23 protein-coding genes and 1 riboswitch are annotated in these 25,853 nt (G+C 48.3%); of the genes, 10 read left to right on the top strand and 13 right to left on the bottom strand.

Annotated elements, in window-relative coordinates; genetic code table 11:
• The first annotated feature begins 130 nt into the window (after nt 1-130).
• Nucleotides 131-1,102: a tRNA modification radical SAM protein MnmL/YtqA gene (mnmL, locus tag EWH91_RS00720; protein WP_129928067.1), complete on the top strand. Its 972-nt coding sequence runs from the start codon at nt 131-133 to the stop codon at nt 1,100-1,102.
• Nucleotides 1,103-1,213: 111 nt separating this feature from the next.
• Here mnmL and EWH91_RS00715 read toward each other — a convergent pair whose 3' ends face one another.
• Together EWH91_RS00715 and metK are read right to left on the bottom strand one after the other, a co-directional pair.
• Nucleotides 1,214-2,281, bottom strand: coding sequence for a tetraprenyl-beta-curcumene synthase family protein (locus EWH91_RS00715; protein WP_129928066.1), 1,068 nt, complete (start codon nt 2,279-2,281; stop codon nt 1,214-1,216).
• A 221-nt stretch (nt 2,282-2,502) separates the two neighbouring features.
• Nucleotides 2,503-3,729: a methionine adenosyltransferase gene (gene metK, locus EWH91_RS00710; protein WP_129928065.1), complete on the bottom strand. Its 1,227-nt coding sequence runs from the start codon at nt 3,727-3,729 to the stop codon at nt 2,503-2,505.
• 131 nt (nt 3,730-3,860) lie between these two features.
• A riboswitch (SAM riboswitch) is annotated at nt 3,861-3,962 on the bottom strand.
• Nucleotides 3,963-4,226: 264 nt separating this feature from the next.
• Here metK and pckA point away from each other — a divergent pair.
• Nucleotides 4,227-5,807 (top strand): phosphoenolpyruvate carboxykinase (ATP), encoded by a 1,581-nt coding sequence (gene pckA / locus EWH91_RS00705; RefSeq protein WP_129928064.1) that lies wholly within the window; start codon nt 4,227-4,229, stop codon nt 5,805-5,807.
• A gap of 68 nt (nt 5,808-5,875) precedes the next feature.
• Here pckA and EWH91_RS00700 read toward each other — a convergent pair whose 3' ends face one another.
• From EWH91_RS00700 to EWH91_RS00690, 3 genes are all read right to left on the bottom strand, one after another.
• A complete protein-coding gene (locus EWH91_RS00700) occupies nt 5,876-6,052 on the bottom strand; it encodes a Fur-regulated basic protein FbpA (protein WP_129928063.1) in 177 nt (58 codons plus the stop codon).
• 481 nt (nt 6,053-6,533) lie between these two features.
• Nucleotides 6,534-7,328, bottom strand: a complete 795-nt coding sequence (gene tagH / locus EWH91_RS00695) for a teichoic acids export ABC transporter ATP-binding subunit TagH (RefSeq protein WP_129928062.1) — start codon at nt 7,326-7,328, stop codon at nt 6,534-6,536.
• Between the two features lie 12 nt (nt 7,329-7,340).
• Entirely contained in the window at nt 7,341-8,165 is an 825-nt protein-coding gene (locus tag EWH91_RS00690) for an ABC transporter permease (RefSeq protein ID WP_129928061.1), read from the bottom strand.
• 204 nt (nt 8,166-8,369) lie between these two features.
• Here EWH91_RS00690 and EWH91_RS00685 point away from each other — a divergent pair, with 204 nt between their 5' ends.
• The 8 genes from EWH91_RS00685 to EWH91_RS00650 all read left to right on the top strand — a co-directional run bounded on the left by EWH91_RS00685 (nt 8,370) and on the right by EWH91_RS00650 (nt 14,773).
• Nucleotides 8,370-8,585, top strand: a complete 216-nt coding sequence (locus EWH91_RS00685; protein ID WP_129928060.1) for a hypothetical protein — start codon at nt 8,370-8,372, stop codon at nt 8,583-8,585.
• A 42-nt stretch (nt 8,586-8,627) separates the two neighbouring features.
• Nucleotides 8,628-10,121, top strand: coding sequence for a spore germination protein (locus EWH91_RS00680; protein ID WP_240697215.1), 1,494 nt, complete (start codon nt 8,628-8,630; stop codon nt 10,119-10,121).
• A 24-nt stretch (nt 10,122-10,145) separates the two neighbouring features.
• Nucleotides 10,146-11,255: a GerAB/ArcD/ProY family transporter gene (locus tag EWH91_RS00675; protein WP_129928059.1), complete on the top strand. Its 1,110-nt coding sequence runs from the start codon at nt 10,146-10,148 to the stop codon at nt 11,253-11,255.
• Complete coding sequence (locus EWH91_RS00670; RefSeq protein ID WP_129928058.1) at nt 11,252-12,364, top strand: Ger(x)C family spore germination protein; 1,113 nt, start codon at nt 11,252-11,254, stop codon at nt 12,362-12,364. Before EWH91_RS00675 ends, EWH91_RS00670 begins: the two co-directional genes overlap by 4 nt.
• An 88-nt stretch (nt 12,365-12,452) precedes the next feature.
• Nucleotides 12,453-12,635, top strand: coding sequence for a cold-shock protein (locus EWH91_RS00665; RefSeq protein ID WP_129928057.1), 183 nt, complete (start codon nt 12,453-12,455; stop codon nt 12,633-12,635).
• Between the two features lie 166 nt (nt 12,636-12,801).
• A complete protein-coding gene (locus tag EWH91_RS00660) occupies nt 12,802-13,341 on the top strand; it encodes an NAD(P)H-dependent oxidoreductase (protein WP_129928056.1) in 540 nt (179 codons plus the stop codon).
• Between the two features lie 251 nt (nt 13,342-13,592).
• Entirely contained in the window at nt 13,593-14,135 is a 543-nt protein-coding gene (locus EWH91_RS00655) for a ribonuclease FAU-1 family protein (protein ID WP_240697225.1), read from the top strand.
• Between the two features lie 77 nt (nt 14,136-14,212).
• Nucleotides 14,213-14,773, top strand: a complete 561-nt coding sequence (locus EWH91_RS00650) for a DUF6944 family repetitive protein (protein ID WP_129928054.1) — start codon at nt 14,213-14,215, stop codon at nt 14,771-14,773.
• Nucleotides 14,774-14,910: 137 nt separating this feature from the next.
• Here EWH91_RS00650 and EWH91_RS00645 read toward each other — a convergent pair whose 3' ends face one another.
• The 8 genes from EWH91_RS00645 to EWH91_RS00610 all read right to left on the bottom strand — a co-directional run bounded on the left by EWH91_RS00645 (nt 14,911) and on the right by EWH91_RS00610 (nt 25,631).
• Nucleotides 14,911-16,230 (bottom strand): (Fe-S)-binding protein, encoded by a 1,320-nt coding sequence (locus tag EWH91_RS00645; protein ID WP_165364209.1) that lies wholly within the window; start codon nt 16,228-16,230, stop codon nt 14,911-14,913.
• Nucleotides 16,230-17,678: a glycolate oxidase subunit GlcD gene (glcD, locus tag EWH91_RS00640; protein ID WP_129928052.1), complete on the bottom strand. Its 1,449-nt coding sequence runs from the start codon at nt 17,676-17,678 to the stop codon at nt 16,230-16,232. Before glcD ends, EWH91_RS00645 begins: the two co-directional genes overlap by 1 nt.
• 286 nt (nt 17,679-17,964) lie before the next feature.
• Nucleotides 17,965-18,174: a copper chaperone CopZ gene (gene copZ / locus EWH91_RS00635; protein ID WP_129928051.1), complete on the bottom strand. Its 210-nt coding sequence runs from the start codon at nt 18,172-18,174 to the stop codon at nt 17,965-17,967.
• Between the two features lie 42 nt (nt 18,175-18,216).
• Nucleotides 18,217-20,616, bottom strand: a complete 2,400-nt coding sequence (locus EWH91_RS00630) for a heavy metal translocating P-type ATPase (RefSeq protein WP_129928050.1) — start codon at nt 20,614-20,616, stop codon at nt 18,217-18,219.
• 18 nt (nt 20,617-20,634) lie between these two features.
• Complete coding sequence (locus tag EWH91_RS00625; RefSeq protein ID WP_206184246.1) at nt 20,635-20,931, bottom strand: metal-sensitive transcriptional regulator; 297 nt, start codon at nt 20,929-20,931, stop codon at nt 20,635-20,637.
• A 422-nt stretch (nt 20,932-21,353) separates the two neighbouring features.
• On the bottom strand, nt 21,354-23,048 hold the full coding sequence (locus EWH91_RS00620; RefSeq protein WP_129928049.1) for a glycerol-3-phosphate dehydrogenase/oxidase: 1,695 nt from the start codon (nt 23,046-23,048) through the stop codon (nt 21,354-21,356).
• A gap of 185 nt (nt 23,049-23,233) precedes the next feature.
• On the bottom strand, nt 23,234-24,757 hold the full coding sequence (gene glpK / locus EWH91_RS00615; RefSeq protein WP_129928048.1) for a glycerol kinase GlpK: 1,524 nt from the start codon (nt 24,755-24,757) through the stop codon (nt 23,234-23,236).
• A 31-nt stretch (nt 24,758-24,788) separates the two neighbouring features.
• Complete coding sequence (locus EWH91_RS00610; RefSeq protein ID WP_129928047.1) at nt 24,789-25,631, bottom strand: MIP/aquaporin family protein; 843 nt, start codon at nt 25,629-25,631, stop codon at nt 24,789-24,791.
• Nucleotides 25,632-25,853: the final 222 nt, after the last annotated feature.

Genomic DNA, 25,853 nt, shown 5'->3' with positions numbered 1-25,853 from the left:
TTAGTCTGTCAATATGCAAATTGAAAGTTACAAAAATTTTCCCCTTTTGTTCCTGTTTTTATACCTCCACTTCACGTATGTTATAAACTTTGTTAGAATGCACGTTAAGAAGACAAGGAGGATCAGATAAATGTCTGAAAACAGGTGTCCGGATTTTTTTGGCTCGGACAAGCGCTACTTTTCATGGAATACTTACCTCAGACAGAGGTTTGGTGAAAAGGTGTTTAAGGTGCCGCTGGATGGCGGTTTTGACTGCCCGAACCGGGACGGAAAAGTCGCTTACGGTGGCTGTACATTTTGCAGTCAGAAAGGATCCGGAGATTTTGCGGGAGACCGGCGGGATGATCTTGCCACTCAGTTTCAGACAGTAAAGAAGAGAATGCTGAAAAAATGGCCGCATGCCAGAAAATATATTGGCTTTTTTCAGGCCTTTACCAATACATATGCACCGGTTGATGTGCTGCGCGAGCGATTTGAAGTCATACTCGAACAGGAAGGTGTCGCAGGCCTCTCCATTGCGACTCGTCCGGACTGTCTGCCGGATGATGTGGTTGACTACCTTGCAGACCTGAATCAGCGTACTTATCTCTGGATAGAGCTTGGTCTGCAGACTGTTCATGATGAAACCGGAAAACTGATCAATCGCGCTCATGACTATGCCTGTTTTGTTGAAGGCGTCAACAAACTCAGGAACAGAGGGATTCGCATCTGTGTGCACATCATTGACGGATTACCACGGGAAACCCCGCAGATGATGATGGAAACAGCCCGTTCTGTTGCGCATCTGGATGTCCAGGGTATAAAAATCCACCTGCTTCATCTGCTGAAAAAAACAGCTATGGTGAAACAGTATGAAAAAGGCATGCTCCAATTCCTTGATTTTCATACCTATGTCAATCTTGTCTGTGATCAGCTGGAAATCCTGCCTCCGCAGATGGTCATTCACCGGCTGACCGGGGACGGACCCGCAAACCTGTTGATCGGTCCGATGTGGAGTCTGAACAAATGGGAGGTTCTGGATGCCATTGACGATGAATTAGAACGCCGGGACAGCTGGCAGGGAAAATTTTATTCGTCCTCCCGGAACGCGGCATCCCGGTGAAGAAAAATCCGGCTTCGGCAAAGCCTGGTTGCCCTTTGCACCCGAATTTTAAATTTTCTTAATAGCACAAAGAAAAACGAGGCAGAAATTCGCCTCGTTTTTTCTGTTATGTCAGATACTCTGCCTCAGTCTGCGATAAACCCAGCCATTTATAAAGAAGAACATCCCGCTTCCTCCTGCTCTTCGGATCAGCTTTCGTGCAAGAATACGTACGTTCTTCTGCCTGGCTACTTTTTTATCAGCAAGATAGATGCCAAGCAGTCCGCGATTGATCATTTTATGAAATCGTCGGTCCGGCATGTTATCAATCGCATCATCAGCTTCTTCGATAAAATAATTGAATCGTTTCATCATCTCTTCCTCGCTGCCGTAATAATTGCAGAAGTTGAGATCACCTTCTCTTCTGTCTTCCTCCTGATCGACGAAGTAGTCCATGAGGATGTGCAGACCCTGTACCCAGGGAAAATAACTGTTTCTGATTGTCCCGGTAAGCGTACGCATTTCATCTCCACGTGCGGCTGCGTAGGAGACGATACAAAAAATACCGAGAGTCGAACCTGAACACGCGGCAAACTCATACCAGCTCATTTCCGGAAGTCTGTCCCTGTATTTTTTAAACCATGCAATTAACCGGGGAACACGCTGATCCTTTTCAACATGTTTATGCACCTGAAGGTCGCAGTAAAAACCGGCCAGTTCGAGAAGACTGGGATGGATGGTTTTCCACGCGTCCATCCTGCGCAGGATATGCTGGCACGTTGCGACGAGTTCGCTCAGATACCTTCCGTCCGAACAGGAACCACGAAAGCGATAGTAGTCCGAATGAACGGCACCTGGTGTCAGCGCGTCCAGCATGGATTGGTGCAGGCAGCGAAAATCCTCGGGATCAAGTGATGTACTTCGATCACAAAGGTTATCCAGATAGTCGCTGATGGTCTGATAGGCAACAATGAAAGAGATGATTTCTCTCCTTTTGTCTCCTGCAAGCAGACTGTAAATGGCTCCCCCTTCGCAGTGAAAAGCCTTCGTCTCCATACTTGCGTGCGCCTGTCTTCGCAATTCCGGATCAGGAATCTGATCTGCTTTCTTTTTCCATCGTTCCAGCTCCCGGTGAACGTCAGGAAGTACTTTCCTGTAAATTTGTGACATCAATGTTAAGGGCCCTGCCGGAACAGCCATATCACACTGCCTCCTTCACGATACCCGGTTTCGTTCTTTCACTCATATCTTTCGGCATGTCCATGCTGTGCCTGTCGAAAAAACAAATCAGAATCTGACAATCCTGCGACATGATCTTATGACCTATTATACGCGACATCAACCCGGTATATCACGTGACAGCAAGACAAAAACCGTTCCTGCCGGATAACAGGAACGGTTTTCCTGGTAACTAAGCTGATTTATTTCCCGTTTGCCGGATCGCCGGAAAAAATCTGCTGCTTCAGTAAGGCAGCTTTATCCGTTTTCTCCCACGGCAGATCTATATCAGTACGTCCAAAGTGTCCGTATGCAGCCGTCTGAAGATAAATCGGCCGGCGGAGGTCGAGCATCTTAATAATGCCGGCCGGTCTGAGATCAAAGTTCCTGCGGATCAGATCCACAAGACTTGCTTCTGAGGTCACACCTGTCCCGAACGTATCCACGGAAATGGAAACCGGTTCAGCGACTCCGATCGCATAAGCAAGCTGCACTTCGCATTTGCCCGCAAGTCCCGCCGCCACAATATTTTTAGCCACATATCGGGCGGCATAAGAGGCTGAACGATCCACTTTTGTTGCGTCTTTTCCTGAAAAAGCGCCCCCTCCGTGGTGCGCGTATCCGCCATACGTGTCGACGATGATTTTACGTCCGGTTAATCCCGCGTCACCCTGGGGACCGCCAATGACGAATCGCCCGGTCGGGTTAATTAAGAATCTGGTTTGTTCGTCTATCAGTCCGGCCGGAACAACAGGACGGATCACATGTTCCTGTACATCCTTTTTAATCTGTTCCTCCGTGGCTTCGGGATCATGCTGCGTCGAGACGACAATCGTATCGACTCGTGCAGGGTGACCCGCTTCATCGTATTCAACCGTCACCTGAGTTTTTCCGTCAGGACGTAAATAAGGCACTTCTCCGCTCTTGCGCACATCCGCCAGCCTTTTCGCCAGTTTATGAGCAATAGATATCGGCAGCGGCATCAGTTCCGGTGTTTCATTGACTGCAAAGCCGAACATCATGCCCTGATCACCTGCCCCGATCGCCTCAATTTCGTCGTCCGTCATCTTTCCCTCCCGCGCTTCCAGTGCCCGGTTAACGCCCTGAGCAATGTCGGCAGACTGCTCTTCAATTGAAGTCAGGATGGCACAATTTGAGGCATCAAATCCATACTTCGCATCCGTATAGCCAATATCCTGTATCGTCCTGCGAACTACTTTAGGTATATCTACATAAGTTGAAGTTGAAATTTCTCCCGTCACCAGGACCAGACCCGTATTAACCACTGTTTCGCAGGCCACCCGCGCATTTGGATCTCCGCGCAGCAATTCATCAAGGATGGCATCTGAGATCTGATCGCAGATTTTGTCCGGATGTCCTTCTGTCACCGATTCGGAAGTGAACAGCCTTCGAGAATCCTTCTTCTTCATTTCATTCACCCTGCCTTTTCAACATTATATCCCATATTGTATTTACGGTACCCGATCCCGTTTGCTTTTTGTTTTCAAGGCATGAAAAAAGCCCGGTCCTGTATAAAGGATTAGGCGACTCTTTAACTTGCCTCTTATTGATCAGGAGAACTTCCTGCAGGTTAGCACCGTGCCGTACGCGGCCGGTTGCCGGGCTTCATCGGGCCTGTCCCTCCGCCTGCTCGGAATAAGAGCAGCCATAGTATAACTATTATAATACCGCCGGAAATAACATGTGTCAATATTGAAAAAGCGGTCTCCAGTCATCAGTGAATCGGCAGAACGTACCTGCAGGGTAACAAAGCCTCATCTGTTTTCATAAATGGCAATTCTTTTGGCTATTAGAGAAATTTTTCACGATTTATGGCCCATAATTTGTGAAAACAATATTTTATTAAATGTCAGTGTGATATACTTGATTCGTCGAAAGAAATTCATAAATGAAAGGGATGTTTGTGATGAATGCCACCGTTTTGAAAACGTCCATCACTAAATTATTCACATCGGGAAAAACCTTTGTAGACCTTTCCGCACCTGAGCTTATGGAGAAAGCGCTTGCCAGAAATGAAGGCGCTTTAACGGACAAGGGGGCATTCGCTGTAACCACTGGAAAATACACCGGTCGCTCACCTAAAGACAAATTTTTTGTCAAAGATAAGACAACAGTGAATAAAATTGACTGGAAGCGAAATCAGGAAATCAGCGAATCTGTTTTTCTCGGACTGTACAAAAAAATCGTTACCTATTTGAACAAACAACCAGAACGTTTTGTTTTTCATGGATTTGCCGGGGCTGATCCAAAGAACAGACTGCCCATTCAGGTGGTTAACGAATATGCCTGGCAGAATCTGTTCAGCCGGCAATTATTTATTACCCCGTCACAGGAAGAGCTGCAGGACTTTCATCCAGGATTCACGATATTCTCAGCTCCAGGATGTAAAGCGGATCCTGCCACTGATGGCACGCGTTCTGAGGCCTTCATTATTATTTCTTTTACACACCGCATCGTCCTGATTGGCGGTACCGAATACGGCGGAGAAATCAAGAAATCCATTTTCACAGTCATGAACTATTTGCTCCCACAGCACGGGATCATGTCGATGCATTGCTCTGCCAATCAGGGCTCAGACGGCAGAGTCGCCCTCTTCTTCGGCCTCTCGGGAACAGGCAAAACCACTTTATCAAATGTTTCCGGACGTGCTCTGATTGGCGATGACGAGCACGGTTGGTCGGAACAGGGTGTATTTAATATTGAAGGCGGCTGCTACGCCAAAACCATTCATCTGTCAAAAGAAAAAGAGCCGCAGATCTTTAACAGCATTCAATTTGGAACCGTACTTGAAAATGTCATTCTTGACGATCGGCGAGTGCCTGATTATGATGATAACTCCTTAACAGAGAACACTCGTGCAGCCTATGATCTGCACCATGTGGACCACGCTCTGTTCCCCAGTATCGGCGGTCACCCGAGTGCGATTATCTTTCTGACAGCAGATGCTTTCGGCGTTCTCCCGCCAATCAGCCTGCTGACTCCTGAACAGGCGATGTACCAGTTTCTGTCCGGTTACACAAGTAAACTTGCCGGAACAGAAAGAGGGATAACAGACCCTGAAGCGACCTTCTCCACCTGCTTCGGTGCACCGTTCATGCCGCTTCCCGCCTCCGTGTATGCTGAACTTCTCGGCAAATTAATTAAGCAGCACAATGTAAGCGCTTATCTTGTCAACACCGGCTGGACGGGCGGCCCCTATAAAACAGGCAGCCGCATGAAACTTGCCTATACACGAAAAATGATCGAAGCTGCACTGGCAGGTACATTTGCCAGCGCGGAAACAGTCACGGATCCTGTATTCGGTCTGCATGTCCCTGCCCATTGCCCCGGTGTTCCGGATGAGATTCTGATGCCGAAAAACACCTGGGAAGATCCGGCCGCTTATGATCAGACGGCTCGGGAGCTCGCCGGAAAATTCAATGAAAATTTCCGCCATTTTCCGGAAGCATCAGACAGCATCCGTTCTGCCGGACCCGTCAGTCGATAACAGCATACAAAATCATGAACAAGGAAACACGCGCCGTAACCCGGTATGATTCGGGTACGGCGCGTTTGTCAGCCAGTATCTTTTTTCTGCAGTTCCAGATAGCTTTTCCATTCATTCTCCAGTTCGGACAGGGTCCACTGGTCCAGCTTCCCGGATTCCTTTGTCACATGATGCTGCTCGAGCAGCCTGATCAGATGTTTCTTCCGCGTTTCTACTGCCGTCCTTAATAAATTTATTTGATTCATTTTCTTACACCGGTCGTAAGCAAGCGTTGACCCTCTACCTGACCGGCTTTTCTCCTCCTTCAATCTGACATGCCTGGGCTTTCATTCTCTCTATTTTAGCCAGCCGAGATATATTTTAAACGAATTAAAACGCTTACATTTATACTATACAACAAAACCGGGAAAAAAGATGTGCTTTTGTAAAAAAAGAGACATTTATCATTGAAATGTGGTTTTCACTCTTGTATGAGAGGGTATGATAAGAGTACTAATCCCCCAAATACTTTTATTTAAAGCCGCGTGCGACAACGCGGTCTTTTCTTTTATTTCTGGCGCGGTTAATCCTGTCTGTTTTTTTACTTCAGGACGTCCGCCTGTTGCGGGCGACCCGTAAGCCACATCGCCGGCCCTGGTTGTACGTACACGATACTGACCGTGTAAGAAAATATAAAATCTTTTCGGAAAAAGGTTCAGAAAAAAACTTCTCCGGCTATCACCCGCCTCAGACGGGGCTCATCCTTCTCATCCTCACTTTTTCCTGGAAAGCCCGTCTTTCCTCTTCAGACATCTTTTTGTAATCGCGGATAAACTGTTCATATTTCGGCATCACGTCTTTCATCAGACCGTAATCCTGAACTTGTCCATATTGAACCCAGAGTGCCTTTTCACAGAACCTTTTCATCTGTCCAATCGAATGACTGATAAAAAAGATCGTCTTTCCCTTTTGCTTAAACTCGTTCATCTTTTTCAGGCATTTGTCAGCAAAGGTCTGATCGCCGACAGACAGAGCTTCATCGATGACCAGAATATCAGGATCAATATGAATGGAAATGGCAAATCCGAGACGGGATCGCATCCCGCTGGAGTAAGTTTTCACCGGCTGTTCAATAAAATCTCCTATATCGGCAAACTCAATGATCCGGGGAGTAAGCTCTTTTATTTCTTTTTTGTTGAACCCCAGCATCAGACATTTAAGCTCTATATTTTCTCTGCCGGTCAGCTCACCCTTTAATCCCGACTGGATAGCAATCAGTGCTGCTTCACCATTCACCGTGACCGTCCCTTCAGTGGGGGGGATGACTCCGGCGATAATATTTGAAAGTGTTGATTTCCCTGACCCGTTCACACCAATGATTCCGACGACATCCCCATCATTCGCGTCGAAGCTGATGTCCTGCAAAGCATAGAATGACGGACCATATCCTTTTGGCAGCAGCAGATCAAGGATTTTTTCCGAATTTCTTTTGAACATTTTATATTTTTTTGAGACATGGCTGACAATCACCGATTTACCCATATTCGTTCCACCTTACAAATAGTCTACAAAATGATCTCTGAATTTCACATGGATAGCCGAACCGATCAGGAACACAATGAAGACGAATCCCCAGAAGTACAGAGTGTACAGGTAATGCTCTGCACCGTACCACGACAGTCCGAGAAGAGAAGCCCGGTACCCCTGTACGAGGTAATACATCGGATTCAGCAGCAGGATGTTTTTCAGAAATTCCGGTACCCCCGAAAGCAACGCCGGTTCCCAGAGAATAGGCGTCAGATAAAACATCATACGCATCAGCGAAATCAGTATTTGATGAAAATCACGGACAATGGTTGAGATCGTCGATGTCACAAGAGAAATTGAAAACAGCAGTATCAGTGACGCGACCATGAAATAGGGCAACTGGATCAGGTACAGGCTGATCTTATACGGAGTGAACTGCAAAATTGCAATAATAATTACCGTCAGAATCAGGTGCTGATAAAATTTTTCAAAAATCACGTAACTGGGAATGGTACTCATGGGAAAATTCATCTTTGCGATGAAGCGAATCCGCGAATAAATCGAACGGGACCCCTGAATGACTGATGGCTGCAGGAAAAACCAGACCAGGATACCGCTCATCAGCCAGATCACATAAGGCATTTCTACCCCGTTTTCGACGATCCCCCCGCGATTCAAAATGACACCGAACACAAGCCAGTAAATAAAAATCTGTATCATCGGATTAATGACGATCCAGAGCATGCCTAAATAGTTATTATTATTTTCGCTTTTTAATTCATAAAGCGAGAGCCTGCTGATCAGATAAACACTGCTGATCTGCTCTTTAATCACTTTCCACGCCGATTTCATGTCAGATTCCTTCCAGTTCTGCATTTACATGAAGTTTATGGCGGCCACAGACCGCCAGTTTCCAAATTCCACTTTACCACAGCTGAGGGGAAAATGGAAAGTCTGTCCCCGCCTGAATATTTTTCCTGTTCCCGGGCACGCTACCCTTGAAATCATTCAGAGCGCGACCTGTTTTAAACTTTTATACATATTGAGGGTATCCCAATGCTCAGTGTATGGCTGTTTCTCAGTTTTTTTGTTTTACTGTTTGTTTTCTTTGTCAGTGTATTCTTCAGAATCCAGCTTTTTTCTGAGATGATGATGTACGCCCTGTTTGCCTGGTTCGCCATTGTTCCACTCATTGTGATCTATATCGAATCCAGTCGCTACGAAATGAAAGAGAAAGAAAAGAAGTCAAAGAAAAAAGGAAAAAAAGGTTGAATCAAGGTGATGCGTATGTTCAGGAAGTGGGGAAAAAAACGAATGGCGGAAACAGACAGTGAATATCAGGCAAAAACCGTCTCCGATCTGTTCAGGCAACTGAAGGATCAGCCTGATTTTATCCGTTTTCAGCATAAAGGCATGCAGTTCAGCTGCTGGATTTCTTTTTTTGACACACTTATTGACGTGGAAAATGTCCACCGTGACATCCTGCCTCACCTGTACAGTGATAAGATTAAAAATCTGACTGATGTACAGACACATCTGCCCGCTGAAAAAATGATCCGGACAAAAGATCCGTCCATCGTCCGGAACAGGCTGCTCGAAGGGTATCTCATTATCCAGGCGGGTGAAAGGGATTCGGATTGTCTGGTGATCCCATCAGTAAAAGTTGAAGGCCGGCAGGTTTCACTATCACAAATAGAATCGAGTATCATCGGACCGAAGGAATCGTTCGTCGAATCGCTTGATAAAAATACCAACCTGATCAGAAAAAGGGTTCCGATTCCGCAGCTGACGGTGCAGCACATCCGTGTCGGCAAGTTATCACGGACCCGTGTTTCTGTTATCTATATTCAGGGAATTGCGAATGAGGAAAATGTCAATACGGTGAAACAGCGGATCGCCGACCTTGAGGTGGCCAATTTAGCAGACACAACCGCTCTCGAATTGAATATTCGGGATAATAATGCCTCCATCTTTCCGCAGTTTATCGATACAGAACGGCCGGACCGTGCAGCTGCCGCATTATATGAAGGGAAGATTGCCGTTCTGGCGGACGGCTCACCGAATGCCCTGATCCTTCCTTCAACGATTGTTGAATTTTTTATCGCCTTTGACGATTACTACCTGCCGTGGCAGCTTGCCTCTGCCTATCGTCTGCTGCGTCTGTTCGCTGTGGCCATTTCCATCCTCTCATCTTCTGTGTATGTGGCCCTTCTGACCTACCATTACCAGCTGATCCCTAAAGACCTCCTGGGTTCACTGATCAGTTCCCGGAGCTCGGTGCCTTTTGACCCGATCGTGGAGGTCCTGATACTCGAGACCATGATTGAACTGCTGCGGGAAGCCGGAGCCCGACTGCCGACCAAGGTCGGACAGACGATCGGTATCGTTGGGGGTATCGTGGTCGGAACTGCTACCGTCCAGGCCGGCCTGACGAGCAATATTCTGTTGATTATTGTTGCGATGTCGGCGCTTGCCGCGTTCATCACGCCCAATTACCGGATGGCGACCACCATCCGCTTTATCCGCTTCCCGTTTATTATATCTGCGCAGATATTCGGTCTGTTAGGCATTGCCCTCTGTTTCTCTGTCTGTGTCGGACATCTTCTGAGGATGACCTCACTGGGACGACCTTATCTGGAGCCGATTTATCCACTTCGCGTGACCGATCTGAAAGACTCTTTTATCCGGCTGCCGTTAAACCATCAGAACGTTCGTCCCATGCTGCTCCGTCCCGGTGATGCCATGCGTATGAACCGTACCCGGACACACCGTAAAAAGGGGAAAAACATTCCCGATATTGACGAATGATAGTCATGCAATGGAGGCTCTGTTATGAGCGGTACAATCAGTGAAACACATCAGCTTGGCCCGATGTCTGGGTTTTTTATCCCCCACACGATGCAAGTCGGCATCGGCCTTTTATCTTATCAGCAGATCGCGTCCCATCACAGTGGACAGGATGCATGGCTCGCCATTCTGATTGGCGGGCTGGCTTCACTTGTCCTGATGTGGCTCATACTCCGCCTGCTGGAGAATGAGCGTCAGTACGGACGTGCGGATTTATTTTCCATGCACAGGCGCCTTTTCGGAAAATGGCTGGGGCATACGCTGAATATTGTGATGATGGCTCATATTTTTCTGTTTGCTGTGGTGTTTCTGAGAAGCTATCTTGAAATCCTGCAAGTCTGGATTTTCCCTCAGTTGTCACTTATTTCCTTTTCCGCTCCTTTCTGTCTGCTGATCTGGTACATTGTTAAAGGCGGGATCCGGACAGTCGGAGGGGTTTGTTTTCTGAGCTTTATTTATATGATTCCGGTCTATCTGTCCACGGCATTCGCCGTGCCTCAGCTTCATTTTTCCAATCTGATGCCGGTCTTTGATCATCATCCCATGTCCCTCCTTGCGTCTGCCTATGATACGAACGGTATTTTTCTTGGCTATGAACTCATTCTTTACTTTTATCCTTTCATCAAAAGGCCGGAACTCACTGGAAAATTTGCCTTTTTCAGTCTGCTCACAACTCTGTATCTGTATATCATTCTGATGATCGTCGGTATTGCCTTTTTCAGCCCGGGCCAGCTGGATGTCAACATCTGGCCGACAGTTTCCCTTTGGAAGAGCATCACTTTTCCCCTGCTCGAACATGTCGACATGATTCACATCGTTTTTATCGTCTGGCTTCTGATTCCGAGTGTGAGCATGAGCGCCTGGATCTTATCCAGAGGGATAAAACAGATCATCCCGGTATTTAAGCAGAAATATGCCCTGATTCCTGTCCTGATTGCCCTGACGGCCTGCACCATGATGATTCGCAACGGCCAGCAGGTCAAATGGATGAATCTCCTGTATGATCGGACCGGCTTCTTCATTGTTTACCTTTATATCCCCCTTCTTTTTCTGTATCAATGGCTGATTTCAAAAGTGAGGCGATCTTCTTCATGAAAATACAGTTCACCGCCATTATCCTCATCATTCTGATATGCCTTTCCGGCTGTATACCGACGAACATTATTGATGATATCCTGATGGTTGAAGCAGAAGGAACAGATTATTTAGGCGGTGGAAAGGTGATGGGAACCGTCACCATGCCCAGTTATATTGAGCCCGGTAATCCCGGAGGTGCAGGAGCCGGCCTTCCGACAACCGCTTCTATGATGCGTTCAATTTCCGGGGTGACCTATGACGGCAAATCGCTTGTGTCCCATTTTCAGCCGGAAGGGCAGCGCATGCTTAAAATCAGTAAAGTCAGGATCTTTCTTTATGATACGGCCTTAGCCAGAAACGGCCTGAGTAAACAGTTCGACTTTCTGAACCGCGATCCGGATGCCCCGCACGACTTAACCGTCGCCATTGTTGAAGGAAGCACGAAAGATCTGCTGACTTATGATAACTATCAGACGCAGATCCCGATCTCACGTTATGCGCAGGATCTGATTCTACAGAATATGCAGCAGAACTATCCGGACATTAATATGAATAGGGTCCTGTACAGTTATTATGGCGCCTTTATGGATCCTGTCATTCCACTTATCAGAAGAAACGGGGATCATCTGGAGCTGCGCGGCCTGGCGTTATTTAATCATGACAAGTATGTGATGAAAATACGCGGAAATGATGTCTTTATTTTTAAAATGCTCTATGAGAACTTTAACCAGGGCGTTTATGACTTCGAATATGAACCGGATAAACACGTTGCCATTCGTAACGTGCATACCACAGTACGTTATCGGGTCAGAAACGGAAACAGCAGGTCACCTGACATCTATGCTCACGTGAAAATGATCGGACAGGTCAGACAGGCCTATCCAGGATCGATCAGTAAACATAGCGCGGATGTAACGGAGAGAAAACTGGAACGGCATATGCAGCAAAAGGCTGAAGATCTGTTCACCCGCCTCCAGAAGAAAGGGGTTGATCCGCTGCGGATTGGGGATACAGTCAGGAGCTTTACGTATCATTTCGATGGCAAGTCCTGGCACGAGCGGTATGCCCATGCCACGTTTCACTGCAAAGTGTCAGTAAATATCACACAAACAGGGATTTCCAGGTGATGCGTTCACCGGCTGACGTGTTTTACTTTTAACTATGACCTCTATTGGGGTATAATAGAAGAATGAACAGGAAAGGGGATTTAATTCTATGGGATTTAACAGAAACCCTCAGGAACCGGTTCCTGAAGCAGAAACGGAAGTCTGGACGTGTACAAATGATTCTTGTTCAGGATGGATGAGAGAGGCCTATTCATTTGACAGCCATCCGACCTGCCCTCTTTGCCACTCCGAAATGAAGAAAGAGACACGAATACTTCCTGTCATTGATTGAGCAGCCCATTTCTGCCCGATCATGATCTCTCTTTTAAAGAACTTCACCCTGCCTCCTGTGACAATATGATGACGAATGGGGAAAGTTCAGGGCATGTCATTGACAGAGTTGGTCCCTGCCTTCAGAATGAAAACGATATCATTCATTCTAAGGGAGGTCTCCGGTTTTGAAAACTTTGGTTATCCTTGCACACCCTGATCTTGAAAAATCTCATGCCAACCGGATGTTTGCCGAAAAGCTTAAAGAACATCCGGAAATTGATATGCATCTCCTCTACCGCACCTATCCGACCTGGCAGATTGATGTATCAAAAGAGCAGGAACTTCTGCTGAACAATGATCGCATTGTTTTTCAATTTCCATTTTACTGGTACAGTTGCCCGCCGTTATTGAAAAAATGGCTGGATGATGTGCTGACCTTTGGCTGGGCCTATGGTCCGGGCGGGAATAAATTAAAGGGAAAAGAATTTATTGTCGCTGTAACAACAGGGAGCTCCGAAAAGTCTTATCAAGCCGGCGGAGACAACTTTTTTACAGCAGGTGAATACTTACTCCCCTTCCGTGGCGCCGTTCTCGAATGCGGAGGGATTTTCCTTCCTCCGTTTATCGCGTATGAAGCCACCTTTCACGATGATGCGACATTAGAAAAAGAAGCCGAAAATTATATTGCGTATATTGAGGCGCCTGCTTCTGTTCTGACACACTGAGGCGCCTGTTTCGAAAACGGGCCTGATCCCTTTTTTACAGGGATGGCCTGTTCTTTTTGTCTAAGCTATTGTTTATGCTTCATGCCGACCGGAGTAAAAGATCCACAACTTGCCAGCGGCAGGGATTTCCTTATCACCGGGCGCCAAGATGGAAACCTGAGTCTGTCAGTCACCTTCTTTCTGACCGCTTTCTTTCTAAATATAGTTCATTTACGGTAAAATAGGAGAGCAGAAGGTGATGCAGAGTGAAGATGGACAGGATGAAACGAAAATACGCAGATCGACGAGGCTGGAGAAGAATCATCAAGAGCCGGATATACAGGAAAATCTTTATGTGGCCGGACTTTCACGGCGAGGCGGTATTGATTCAGTTTGATGCCGTTAAAGCTCCATTGTCTGTATTATATGAAGGGGTTCGGACGAAAACAGTGGACCGGGGATATTCGTGGCTGCAGCTGTTTCCGGATGAAACCTCTGACTTTGTGTTAACCGTGATGTTCAATCATCACCACCAGCTTGTTCAGTGTTATTTCGATGTGATTAATCGCCGCGGGCGGGGGATGGACGGTATCCTGTGGTTCGATGACCTTTACCTGGATCTGATCCTCTTCCCGGACCATAAATGCTATCTTGTAGATGAAAATGAACTGAATGAAGCCCTTGAGTCCGGCATTATCACGCCCTCTATGTATAATCGGGCCTGGCATACAGCGCGGCAGCTTGAGACCTTTGTCAAAAGAGATCCGGACTATTATCTTGAACTTGCCCGGCAAATCCGGTCCACATTCCCATGATATATAGTGATGCCCGGTCATTTGTCACGACTGCTGAATAGCCTGTTATAACTGCCAGAATACAGGTGGAGATGACCGTGGAGGAATGGAATGCAGCAATAAAAAGAAAGATCGGATTTGCATCACTGACGATTGGGAAAGTCATGAGTTCACTCGGCAAAACACCCGGCTTTTGTTTTAGCAGTACGACGCAGGATCAGCTGATCTATTCGGGAAGCCTCATTCAGACAGGCGGGGGCGCCCTGATACTCGATCAGATGAATGCGCAGGAAAATCCTGTTTTATACGAAGAAGTCCTCATGCTGAACATGATTGGGTATGGGGTTTTCGCATTCAGTCTTCTCCAGGATATTGAGGATAATATCTTATTAATCAGACAGGCTCTTTCCAGCAACCTGAGGGATGTTGTTGGCGCCCTGATTTTTCTTACGGACCGGGGCACCTGGGAAAGCCCCGGTTCATGGATCGGAACCATGATGCTGGCCACAGGACATTTTGTTCAGGCACTCGGACGAAACAGGCAGCTGGAAAGCGGTGCAGCGCTCAATGAAGTCAATTCGTGGATTACTGCAGGATCCTGGATTGAAACCGGGGGAGCGTTCGCCCTCCTACTGCAAAGTCTGGCTGATTCCAGATGAGCTACCCTGCCCGGTGGCAAATCGCAGACGCCGCCAGGGGTTTTGTTTTCCTGTACCATTTATCTTTTTAGGTAAAAAAAACAGAATGGGAGGACCTCCCATTCCTTATCAGCGGAATTGATATGAGTGATCTGCTTCTAATCTACAGCTTCCAGCAGCAGGTCGGCGATGTGAACAGCACGGACTTTTCCGCTTTTCCCCGCACGGTCGACACCCAGTTTCATCTCAAGCAGGCAGCCCGGATTAGCGGTGACAATGGTCTTTGCTGCTGTTTTTTCCACCTTCTCCATTTTATGATCAAGGATTTGCATCGCCATTTCAGGCTGGACAATATTATAATCACCGGCTGATCCACAGCAGGTGTCCGCACCCTCCATTTCTACAAAATGTGCGCCTTCAATCGACTGAAGGAGCATTCTCGGCTCACGGAATGTGTGCATGACATTGCGCAGATGGCAGGAATCCTGATAGGTGATGGTCTGTTCAGGCAGGCGCAGGCGATGTGTTTTCTGAAAATCAAGATCAACCAGAATGGCGGAAATATCTTTCAGTTTAGTGACAAAGTGCTTTGCCCGTTTCGCCCATTCCGGTTCATCCTTAAGTAAATGGTCATATTCAATCAGAAAGGCACTGCATCCTCCTGCATTCGTGATAATATAATCTGCATCTGATTTCTCAAATGCCTCAATATTCTGTTTTGCCATCTCCCTTGCCTTTTCCATCTCACCATTGTGTCCATTCAAAGCCCCACAGCACAGCTGATTTTCCGGTATGACCACATCACAGCCGGCTTTTTGCAGCAATTTGATCGTTGCGTTATTGGTTTTAAAGAAGATGGTATCCATCAGGCAACCGGTAAACAGGGCCACGGTTGCTTTCTTCTCCCCATCATGTGCAAAATATCGTGGACGTGCTTTTATCTCACGGCGCTTCGGAGCCTGAGGCAGGATTTTTTCCATTGCAGCCATACTCTTCGGGAAAAGGTTCATAAAGCCAATCTTTCGTCCGACCTTCTCCAGTCCACTGCGCTGGTAGAAGCCAAGCAGTCCTGTTGCTTTCTCCACACGGTCCTGATGCGGGAAAAGGCCATTAAATATCCCCTTGCGCACCATTTTCACCGGAACAGATTGTTTTTTGTGATGCTGGAGAATGGTACGGGCATCCGCCAGCAGATGTCCGTACTGAACACCAGATGGGCAAACCGGCTCACATGCCCGGCACCCGAGACACAGATCAAGTGAGTGGGCAATATCTTCATCCGGCTCAACCACACCGTCCGTGATCCCTTTCATCAAAGCAATCCGTCCACGCGGTGAGTATTTCTCCTGATGACCGGTTTCTATATATGTCGGACAGGAGGGCAGACAAAACCCGCAGCGCATGCAGTTCAACAACTCGTCATAGTCCATGTTTTCTTTAAAATCCTGCTGAATTTTCTTCTTATCAGATGTGGTCATCATTCTGCAGCCACCGCTCTTTCTACACTCGTTCTTTCTACACTATTTTCAGCGAATACTTTCCCTGGATTCATGATGCCGTTCGGATCTATCGCCTTTTTTATGCCTTTCATGATGCTGATCCCGGTCTCTCCCAGTTTCCACTTTAAATAAGGCGCTTTGGTCATGCCGATTCCATGCTCTCCGGTTAATGTCCCGCCGAGTTCAATGGCCTTTTCAAATATCGCTGCAAAAGCCTTTTCCACGCGCTGCATTTCTTCATGGTTCCGCGCGTCAGTCAGGCAGGTAGGATGCAGATTACCGTCCCCGGCATGCCCGAAGGTTGAAATACGCACCTGATATTTCTCTGCAATATCAGTTATCGCACGCACCATCTTCGCAATTTCCGACCTGGGAACGGTTGCATCTTCCAGAATCGTCGTCGGTTTAAGCCGGGCCAGGGCACTCAGCGCTGTACGTCTGGCCGTGGCAAGTTGTTCAGCTTCTTCATCAGACGCGGCAAGGCGTACATCAACAGCATGTTCACTGCGGCAAATTTCGGCGATTTTCTGAATATCGCGCTCAACGATCTCTTCAGGACCATCCTGTACGATCAACAGGATCGCTTTGGCTTCTGTCGGAAGTCCGATGTGCGCGAAGTCTTCAACCGCCCGCAGCGTATCCTGATCAAGGAACTCGAGTGTAACCGGTATCATTTTATGAGCGATAATAGCAGAGACCGACCGGCCGGCCGACTCAATATCCTGATACAGCGCCAGAATCGTCTTTTTGGATTCAGGTTTGGGAATCAGTTTCAGTGTGGCTTCAGTAATCACACCCAGCGTGCCCTCCGATCCAACAAACAGGCGCGTCAGGTCGTAGCCGGCGACATCTTTTGTCAGTTTGCCTCCCGTACGGATCAGTTCTCCATTTGGCAGTGCAACCTGCAGAGCCATGACATAATCCCTTGTGACTCCATATTTCAGGCCGCGAAGTCCTCCTGAATTTTCACTGATATTTCCGCCGATTGTTGAGATTTTCATCGAACTGGGATCCGGCGGATAAAATAGCCCTTCCCTCTCAACCGTTTCACTGATGGTCTTTGTGATGACACCGGGCTGAACTGTAATCGTCAGATTCTCTCTGTCAATCTCAAGAATCTTGTTCAGGTGCTTCAGAAGCAGGACGACGCCTCCTTTTGCGGGACACGTATCCGCACACAGGTTCGTACCGGAACCTCTCGAATAAACAGGCGTTCCTGTGTCATTACAGAGTTTCAGAACCTGTGCCGTCTCTTCTGCAGATCTCGGAGAGACTACAAAATCCGGAAGCGACTGATAATTTGGTGTGGCGTCATAAGAATAAACAAGCCTGCCGCTTGTGGATGCGTCGACGTTTTCCGTACCGACAATCTCTGCAAGCCTCTCTCTGATTCGTGACTGTTTTTTTAACCTTTTTGCAGATGCCATAAACTCTCCTCCCACAGCTTTTGTTTCCGCTTTCTCATGGTCTATTATAATAATTACCGATCGGTATCGCCATAAATAAGCCTGTATCCATGGTCGCGTTTACACTTATGATCGATCGAATGGAGGGTCGCGCCTCTTTCGCTTCAGTAATATGAAGAGGAACATGGCTTAACGAAACAAAAAAACCGGGCCTGTTGAACTGACCCGGTCTTGCACCTTCATTTATTCTTACCTGCACGGGCACGTCCTGCGCGCCTGAAAAACCCCCACTGACTGAAGCTTCCCTTTATTTAACAACATCATAGCCCTGATCTTCAACCGCTGACTTCATCTGATCAAAACCAACTTTGGCATCATCATATTGAACATAGACCTTTCCGGATTTCAGATCAACATTAGCTGATGAAACGCCTTCGAGATCTTTCAGTGCTCCGGACACAGCCTTTTTGCAGTGTCCGCAGCTCATCCCTTTGACTTCAAGTGTTCTTTCTGCCATCATACTCACCTCCTTTAATGGGTCATGGGATAAAACAACGGATCAGATCTTCAAGCTTTTCAGTCTCAGACTGTTTGCGACGACGGATACAGAACTGAAGGCCATGGCGGCACCTGCTACCCATGGTGCGAGAAGACCGAGGGCAGCAACGGGTATGCCTATCGCATTATAAAACAGTGCCCAGAACAGATTCTGACGGATATTCTGCATCGTTTTCCTGCTCAGATCAAGCGCTTTGGCCACATGAGTCAGGTCGCCTCCGACAAGGGTCACATCGGCTGCTTCTATCGCAACGTCTGTTCCGGTTCCAATGGCCATACCGATATCAGCGACAGCCAGTGCAGGGGCATCATTAATCCCGTCCCCTACCATCGCGACCTTGAGTCCCTGCTTCTGAAGTTCTCGTACCTTATCAGCCTTTTCTCCAGGAAGAACTTCAGCATAAACATGATCGATCCCCGCCTTCCGGGCAATCGCCAGTGCTGTCCGTTCATTGTCTCCCGTAATCATGTAAACGCCTGTCCCACGTGCTTTCAGTTCTGCTATCGCTTTTTTCGATGAGGGTTTCAATGTATCGGCAACAGCGATGATCGCTGAGAGCTGGCCGTCAATTGAGACAAACATGACGGTTTTTCCATCATTTTCAAGCTGTCTGGCTTTTTCAGCAGCCGGCCGGAACGAAACCTTTTCCTGCTTCATCAGGCGCCGGGTTCCGATGACCACCTTCCGGTCATCCACCCGTGCACTTATGCCGTAACCTGACCGGGCTTCAAAGTCCTCGACCGAGGGCATTTCATGTATCCCTTTTTCTTTCTCGAACGCCACAATGGCCTGGCCCAAAGGATGCTCACTAGAGCTTTCTGCGCATACCACCATTTGGATGATCGACTGACGATCCAACTCGCCAAAAGTAAAGAGATCGGTCACCGCGGGTTTACCGTTCGTTATCGTACCTGTTTTATCCAGCATAACGGACTGGAGATTCTGTGCGGTTTCGAGAAATTCTCCGCCTTTAAACAAAATGCCGGCTTCAGCACCCTTACCTGTCCCAACCATGATCGAGGTTGGTGTAGCAAGCCCGAGTGCGCATGGGCAGGCAATCACGAGGACGCTGATTGCTGCAGAAAGAGCAGGCGCCAGTTCTCCCGGTCCCACAACTGAAATCCAGACAACAAAGACCAGTGCGGCAATCGATAAAACGACAGGGACAAAAATGCCGGAAATATTATCCGCCAGTCTCTGTATCGGCGCTTTCGAACCCTGAGCTTCCTCCACAATCCGGACAATACCGGCAAGCATGGTGTCTTTTCCGACTTTATCTGCCCTCATGACCAGTACCCCGTTCGTATTCATGGTCGCGCCGATCACCCGGTCACCATTCCTTTTCGTTACAGGAATCGATTCACCGGTAATCATCGATTCGTCAACAGACGAAGTGCCCTCAGTTACCATGCCGTCAACCGGAATTTTTTCACCCGGTCTGACTTTCAGCAGATTGCCGGGGATAACCTGTTCAATGGGCACCTTTTTTTCTGAACCGTTCCTGATCAACGTGGCCTCTTTGGCCTGCAGGCCCGTCAATTCACGGATCGCGTCGGTAGTGCGTCTTTTCGCCCGCGCCTCAAAATACTTTCCCAGATGAACCAGCGTGATCAGAATCGCACTTGTCTCAAAATACAGTGCCGGATGCATCAGCCCGGAAAACTGATAGAGGATTGTCTCCTCCACACTGTAAAAATAGGCGGCGCTTGTCCCTGTTGCCACCAGCACGTCCATATTGGCACTTTTGTTTACCAGTGCACGATAAGCCCCGCGGTAAAAAGGCCAGCCGATATAAAACTGGACAATACTGGCCAGCAGAAACTGAAACCATGGGTTCATCAGAAGCGCCGGTACCGGCAGGCCTGTGGCAAAAGGCAGATGAACCACCATGGTATACAATAACGGGAGAGAGAGTACCGTGGATAATATGACTTTATTCCGTTTCTTTTTTAATTCTTTTATCCGGTCGTCATCGCCCGTATCTGCCTCAGGAACAGCTTTGTAACCCAGTTTCCCGACCTTTTCAAAAATAGTGTCCGGCTCTGCAAATCCCGGGATATAATTTACGGTTCCCGACTCTGTTGCCAGATTAACCTGTGCAGATGTAACGCCCGGCATACGTGCTAATCCCTTCTCGATCCGCGCAGCGCAGGCGGCACAGGTCATTCCGCTGATCGCCATGTCCAGACGTTTCTTTCTGACACCGTATCCCAGTTTTTCAATTTTCTCGATGATTTCATCAAGTGTGACTTTGTCTTCATCCACTGTCACCCTTGCACTTTCCATCGCCAGATTGACGTTGGCATTGATCCCGTCCATCCTGTTGAGTACTTTCTCGATCCGGCTGGAGCAGGCAGCACAGGTCATTCCGGTTACCCCGATAGTCATTTCTTTCTTCATGATCTACACCTTTTTACTCTATTTATAGAACTGTTTCAGTACCTTAAGCAATTCGTCAATCTGCTCTGATCCATGTCCCTCATCGATCGCCCGATAGACACAGGATTTTGTATGGCGTTCCAGTACTGAAAAGCCAATTTTCTTCAGTGCAGCCTGGACGGCAGAAAGCTGGATCAGTATGTCAACACAATATCTGTCTTCTTCAACCATTTTCTGGAGGCCGCGTATCTGACCTTCCGCTCTTTTCAGACGGTTAATGATTTTCTGCTTTTCTTCTGAGGTTCTTGGCTGTGCCGGAGATTTATCCGGCTGCATCCGCAGTTCTTCATCCCCAGGTGCGCAGTGGCAATCGTTGTGGTCGGTCAATACTTCTCCCCCTTTCATTGCTATTATACCCCTGCAGGGTATACAGGGCAAATTCATGAAGAAAAACTGCTGACTGGCCAGTCGCAACCCCGGCTGACCCTTATTTGCCCGCACGCGTCATTGATCACAGCATTTTATACTTGCTTAGCGGGCAAAAAAAACGTATACCACTTCTTCGGTATACGAAAAAAAAAACGGTATGATTCCCGGGCTGCCGGCCGGGTTATTTCATAATGGTCCGGAATCCGTTTCGCCTTCCGACAGGTCCCTGACATCGCCAGAAACTCAGTTGCCCGGATACGCTCATCCTTAAATTTTTTCTGCCTCACATAAAAAAATGCCCGGTTGCGGCCGGGCGCAATGTCTGTGATTCAGCTGATGACCAATTCATCCGAACCGGCATTTTCCGTTCGAATTTCTGCTTCTGCAAACGCAGTTTCCAGCTCCTGCTTATAATGGTCCTGCTGTTTCTCATTCCAGTCCAGTTTCTCCGCCATGCAGGCGAGCACCGGGGCTGCCCATTTTTTCGCCCATTTAATATCAAACAGCGTTTTTCCTGTTCTTCGCGTGAAAAAGTCGACCGGTGAGCAGACCCTTTCATCCTGAAGAGAGTAATCAATCATCGCCAGAATTTCCCGGGGCAGGTGCCGCTTCTCGGCCTCCGATTCATTTCCCTTAAATAAAGTATAGAGGAGATCAACATTGGTTCCGTATCGGTGCGCGAGTTCCGACGCTGTATCGGCGGTTAAGCCAAGACGGACCCCTTCCGCTGTTTTCTCACGGATAAATGCCGGTAAATGAGCAGATCCTCCAAAATGGCCGCCGGAAAGGGGCGTATGAACGGTTCCACAGGCCGGGTAGTTGCGGCCATTCTCCCGGTGAAGCTGAGCAGTCACTTCATCAACAACGCGTTCTGCCATCTTCCGGTAACCGGTCAGTTTGCCTCCGGCTATAGAAATCAGACCTGAATCAGACAGGAAAATCTCATCTTTTCTCGATATTTCTGACGGTGACTTGCCCTCTTCCTGAATCAGCGGCCGGACGCCGGCCCAGCTCGATTCTACATCTTCCGGTGTCAGGTGTACCGTTGGAAACATCCCATTGATCGCATGAAGAATATAATCTCTGTCTGCGGCGGTTGGTTTCGGATCAATCGGCCGGGCCGAATAAGTGGTATCAGTCGTTCCGGCGTAGACCTTTCCATCCCGCGGGATCACAAAGATCATGCGTTTATCCCCGTTTGTGGTATCAAAGTAAATCGACTGATCCATCGGAAAACGCTGATGACTGATCACGATGTGCACCCCTTTAGTCAGATGCAGATGTTTTCCTTTCTTTGAGTGATCCTTCTCGCGGATGGTATCCACCCATGGCCCGGCTGCGTTTACGATTTTTTTTGCATAGATCGCGTAGCTTTTTTTAGTGATTCTGTCCTTTACGCGAACGCCGGTCAGTTTATGGCCTGCATCGTAAATCAGATCCTCCACCCGGGCGTAATTGACGGCACGCGCTCCGCGGCTGACGGCTTCCTTCATGACTTCGATCGTCAGACGTGCGTCATCTGTCCGGTACTCTACATAATATCCTCCGCCGATCAATCCTTCCTTTTTAAGCAGTGGCTCTTTTTCCAGGGTCTCGTTGCGGTCAAGCATGATCCGCCGCTCACTCTTTTTGACACCGGCCAGATGATCATATAATTTCAGCCCCATGGATGTTGAAAATCTGCCGAATGTCCCTTTTTTATAGATCGGCAGCAGCATTTTTTCCGGACGGGTGACGTGGGGTGCATTTTCATAAACAATGGCGCGCTCCTTCCCCACTTCAGCAACAATTTTTACTTCAAGCTGCTTGAGATAGCGCAACCCGCCGTGAACCAGTTTGGTTGAACGGCTGGAGGTCCCTCCTGCAAAGTCCTGCATATCCACAAGACCGGTATGCAGGCCGCGGACCGTTGCATCCAGTGCGATACCAGCACCTGTGATGCCCCCTCCAATAACGAACAGATCAAGCGGTTGTGCCGCCATCTGCTCCAGATCATGACTTCTTTCAAAAGTTGAGAATGACATGTTACATTCCTCCTGATTCATCATATTTCATATTATTACCGGTTTGATCCCAGTATCAGATCCATACATGCTACTGCGTCAAAAAAAGAGGACCGCAAGCATCACCTGTGTATGTGGTACACAGGCATGCAGCGGTCCTCACCTTCTCCATGGCCATTTTATGAACTTGTCATGACTGACTCCTGTTAATCTGCTACCGGACTTGCCACTTGAGCGGCCGGTTTAAAAGCACGCGTAGCGTTTACAGCTGCGCTCCACCCGGCATACAGGCTGTTTCTTGTTTTTTCGTCCATCTGTGGCTGAAAATCTCTGCCCAGCTGCCATATGTCGGCGATTTCATCCTGACTGCCCCAGACACCCACTGCGAGTCCTGCCAGATAGGCTGCACCAAGCGCCGTTGTTTCACTGCTTGTCGGCCGCTCAACCGGAACACCGAGAATATCACTCTGAAACTGCATCAGTAAATTATTCATCGATGCCCCGCCGTCTGCACGCAGTTTGTTTAATGTGATGCCGGAATCAACCTGCATCGCATTCAGCACATCTTTTGTCTGATAGGCAAGGGATTCCAGTGCCGCCCGGATGAAATGCTCTTTAGTCGTGCCGCGCGTCAGGCCGAATACGGCTCCGCGTGCGTCTGAATCCCAGTAAGGGGTGCCCAGTCCGACAAAGGCAGGCACAAGATAAACCCCGTCTGTTGTCCTGACCCGGGCGGCGTAGGTTTCACTTTCAGGTGATGATTTGATCATCCTCATCCCGTCTCTCAGCCACTGGATGGCTGATCCTGCAACGAAAATGCTGCCTTCCAGGGCGTAGTGGACTTTACCGTTAAGGCCCCAGGCAATGGTTGTCAGGAGACCGCTTTTTGATTTCACGGCAGTTTCTCCGGTATTCATCAGCATAAAACAGCCGGTGCCGTATGTGTTCTTGACCATTCCCGGCTTAAAACAGTTCTGGCCGAACAGGGCAGACTGCTGATCTCCGGCGATACCGGCAATCGGGACATGTTCGCCAAAGAAATGATAACTGATCGTCTGTGCATACACTTCGGAAGACGAATGCACTTCCGGCAGCATTTGCTTCGGAATATCAAGCATTTCAAGCAGTTCATCGTCCCATTTCAGATCATAAATATTATACATCAGAGTACGTGACGCATTCGTGTAGTCGGTCACGTGGGCTTTGCCGCCCGACAGTTTCCAGATCAGCCAGGTATCGATCGTACCGAAAAGCAGGTCACCGTTTTTCGCCTTTTCTCTTGATCCTTCGACATGATCAAGAATCCACTTTACTTTCGTCCCCGCGAAATACGGGTCAATCAGCAGGCCCGTTTTATCACGCACCATTTGCTCATAACCTTTTTCTTTCAGTTCTCCGCAGATATCTGCTGTCTGGCGTGACTGCCAGACGATCGCATGATAGATGGGGTGACCGGTATGGCGGTCCCAGACAACTGCTGTTTCTCGCTGATTCGTGATCCCGATTCCGGCAATTTCTTTTGGAGCAATTTCACTTGTTGACAGCGCATCGGCGATTACCGCGAGAATGGATGCCCAGATTTCATTGGCGTCCTGCTCAACCCATCCCGGATTGGGGAAATACTGCGTAAATTCTTTCTGAGAGGTTTGAACAATTCGTCCTTTATCATCAAATATCATCGCCCGGACGCTTGTCGTTCCTTCGTCCAGCGCTAAAATAAACTTTCCCATTGTTTTTCTCCTCCTGTTCATCTGATAGTGGTCAGTTTTGCCCGGAGGCAACCGGTTCCTGTGCTTCCGGGACGCTTCCCGCTTTCCGCTGATGTTCACCTTTCAGCGCCAGGATAACAACAGCCAGCGTAATCGCAGCGAAAACCCAGAACGCCGCTGTCATCTGTCCGGTAAAAAATGTCTGATAGAAAAGGGCCCCGAATACACCGCCAATGATCGGACCGACAACCGGAATCCAGGCATAGCCCCAGTTGGAGCCGCCCTTACCCGGAATGGGCAGCAGGGCATGTGCGAGCCGCGGTGCAAGATCTCGCGCAGGGTTAATGGCATAACCGGTTGTTCCGCCGAGAGCCATCCCGATCACAACAATCAGAAAACCGACCAGGAGCGGATTAAATCCGTCGGCCAGCTCATTTGCACCGATTGCCATAATACCGACAACAAGGATGAACGTACCGATCACTTCACTGAGCAGATTGCTCCAGTGACTCGGGATCGCCGGTCCGGTGCAGAAGACGCCCAGTTTCACCGAGGGATCATCTGTTTCTTTCCAGTGGGGCAGATAATGAAGAAAAACAATACAACCTCCAAGAAATCCGCCAATCATCTGTCCGGCAAGGTAAGCGGGGACTTCCTGCCAGGGGAAAGATCCGGCCGCTGCAAGGCCCAGCGTCAGCGCGGGATTCAGGTGGGCACCGCTGAACTGTCCGACTGCGTAAGCACCGATAGCAACAGCAAATCCCCAGCCGAATGAAATAACGATCCATCCTGAATTTCTCGCAAATGATTTTTTCAAGTTCACCCCTGCACAGACGCCATCACCTAAAACAATTAAAATCATGGTACCGATCAGTTCACCCATAAAACCTGACATTCATTCTTCCCCCTCACGATCAATCAGTTTCGGAATGAATCTATTCGGTCACAGCGGCCGGACACCAAAAAAAAGTCCACAACATCCTCTGCTGCATACCGGCTGCAGCAGATTTGTAGTGGAAGACCCGATTCAACATTCCGTGAAGCATGAACTTGATACTTAGAATCATAAGCGATAATGTAAGCGTTGTCAATAAAAAGACACAAAATAATTCTTCTT

Source organism: Sporolactobacillus sp. THM19-2 (assembly GCF_004153195.1).
Classification (GTDB): Bacteria; Bacillota; Bacilli; order Bacillales; family Sporolactobacillaceae; genus Sporolactobacillus.
This window is presented reverse-complemented; position numbering and strand designations above follow the sequence as displayed.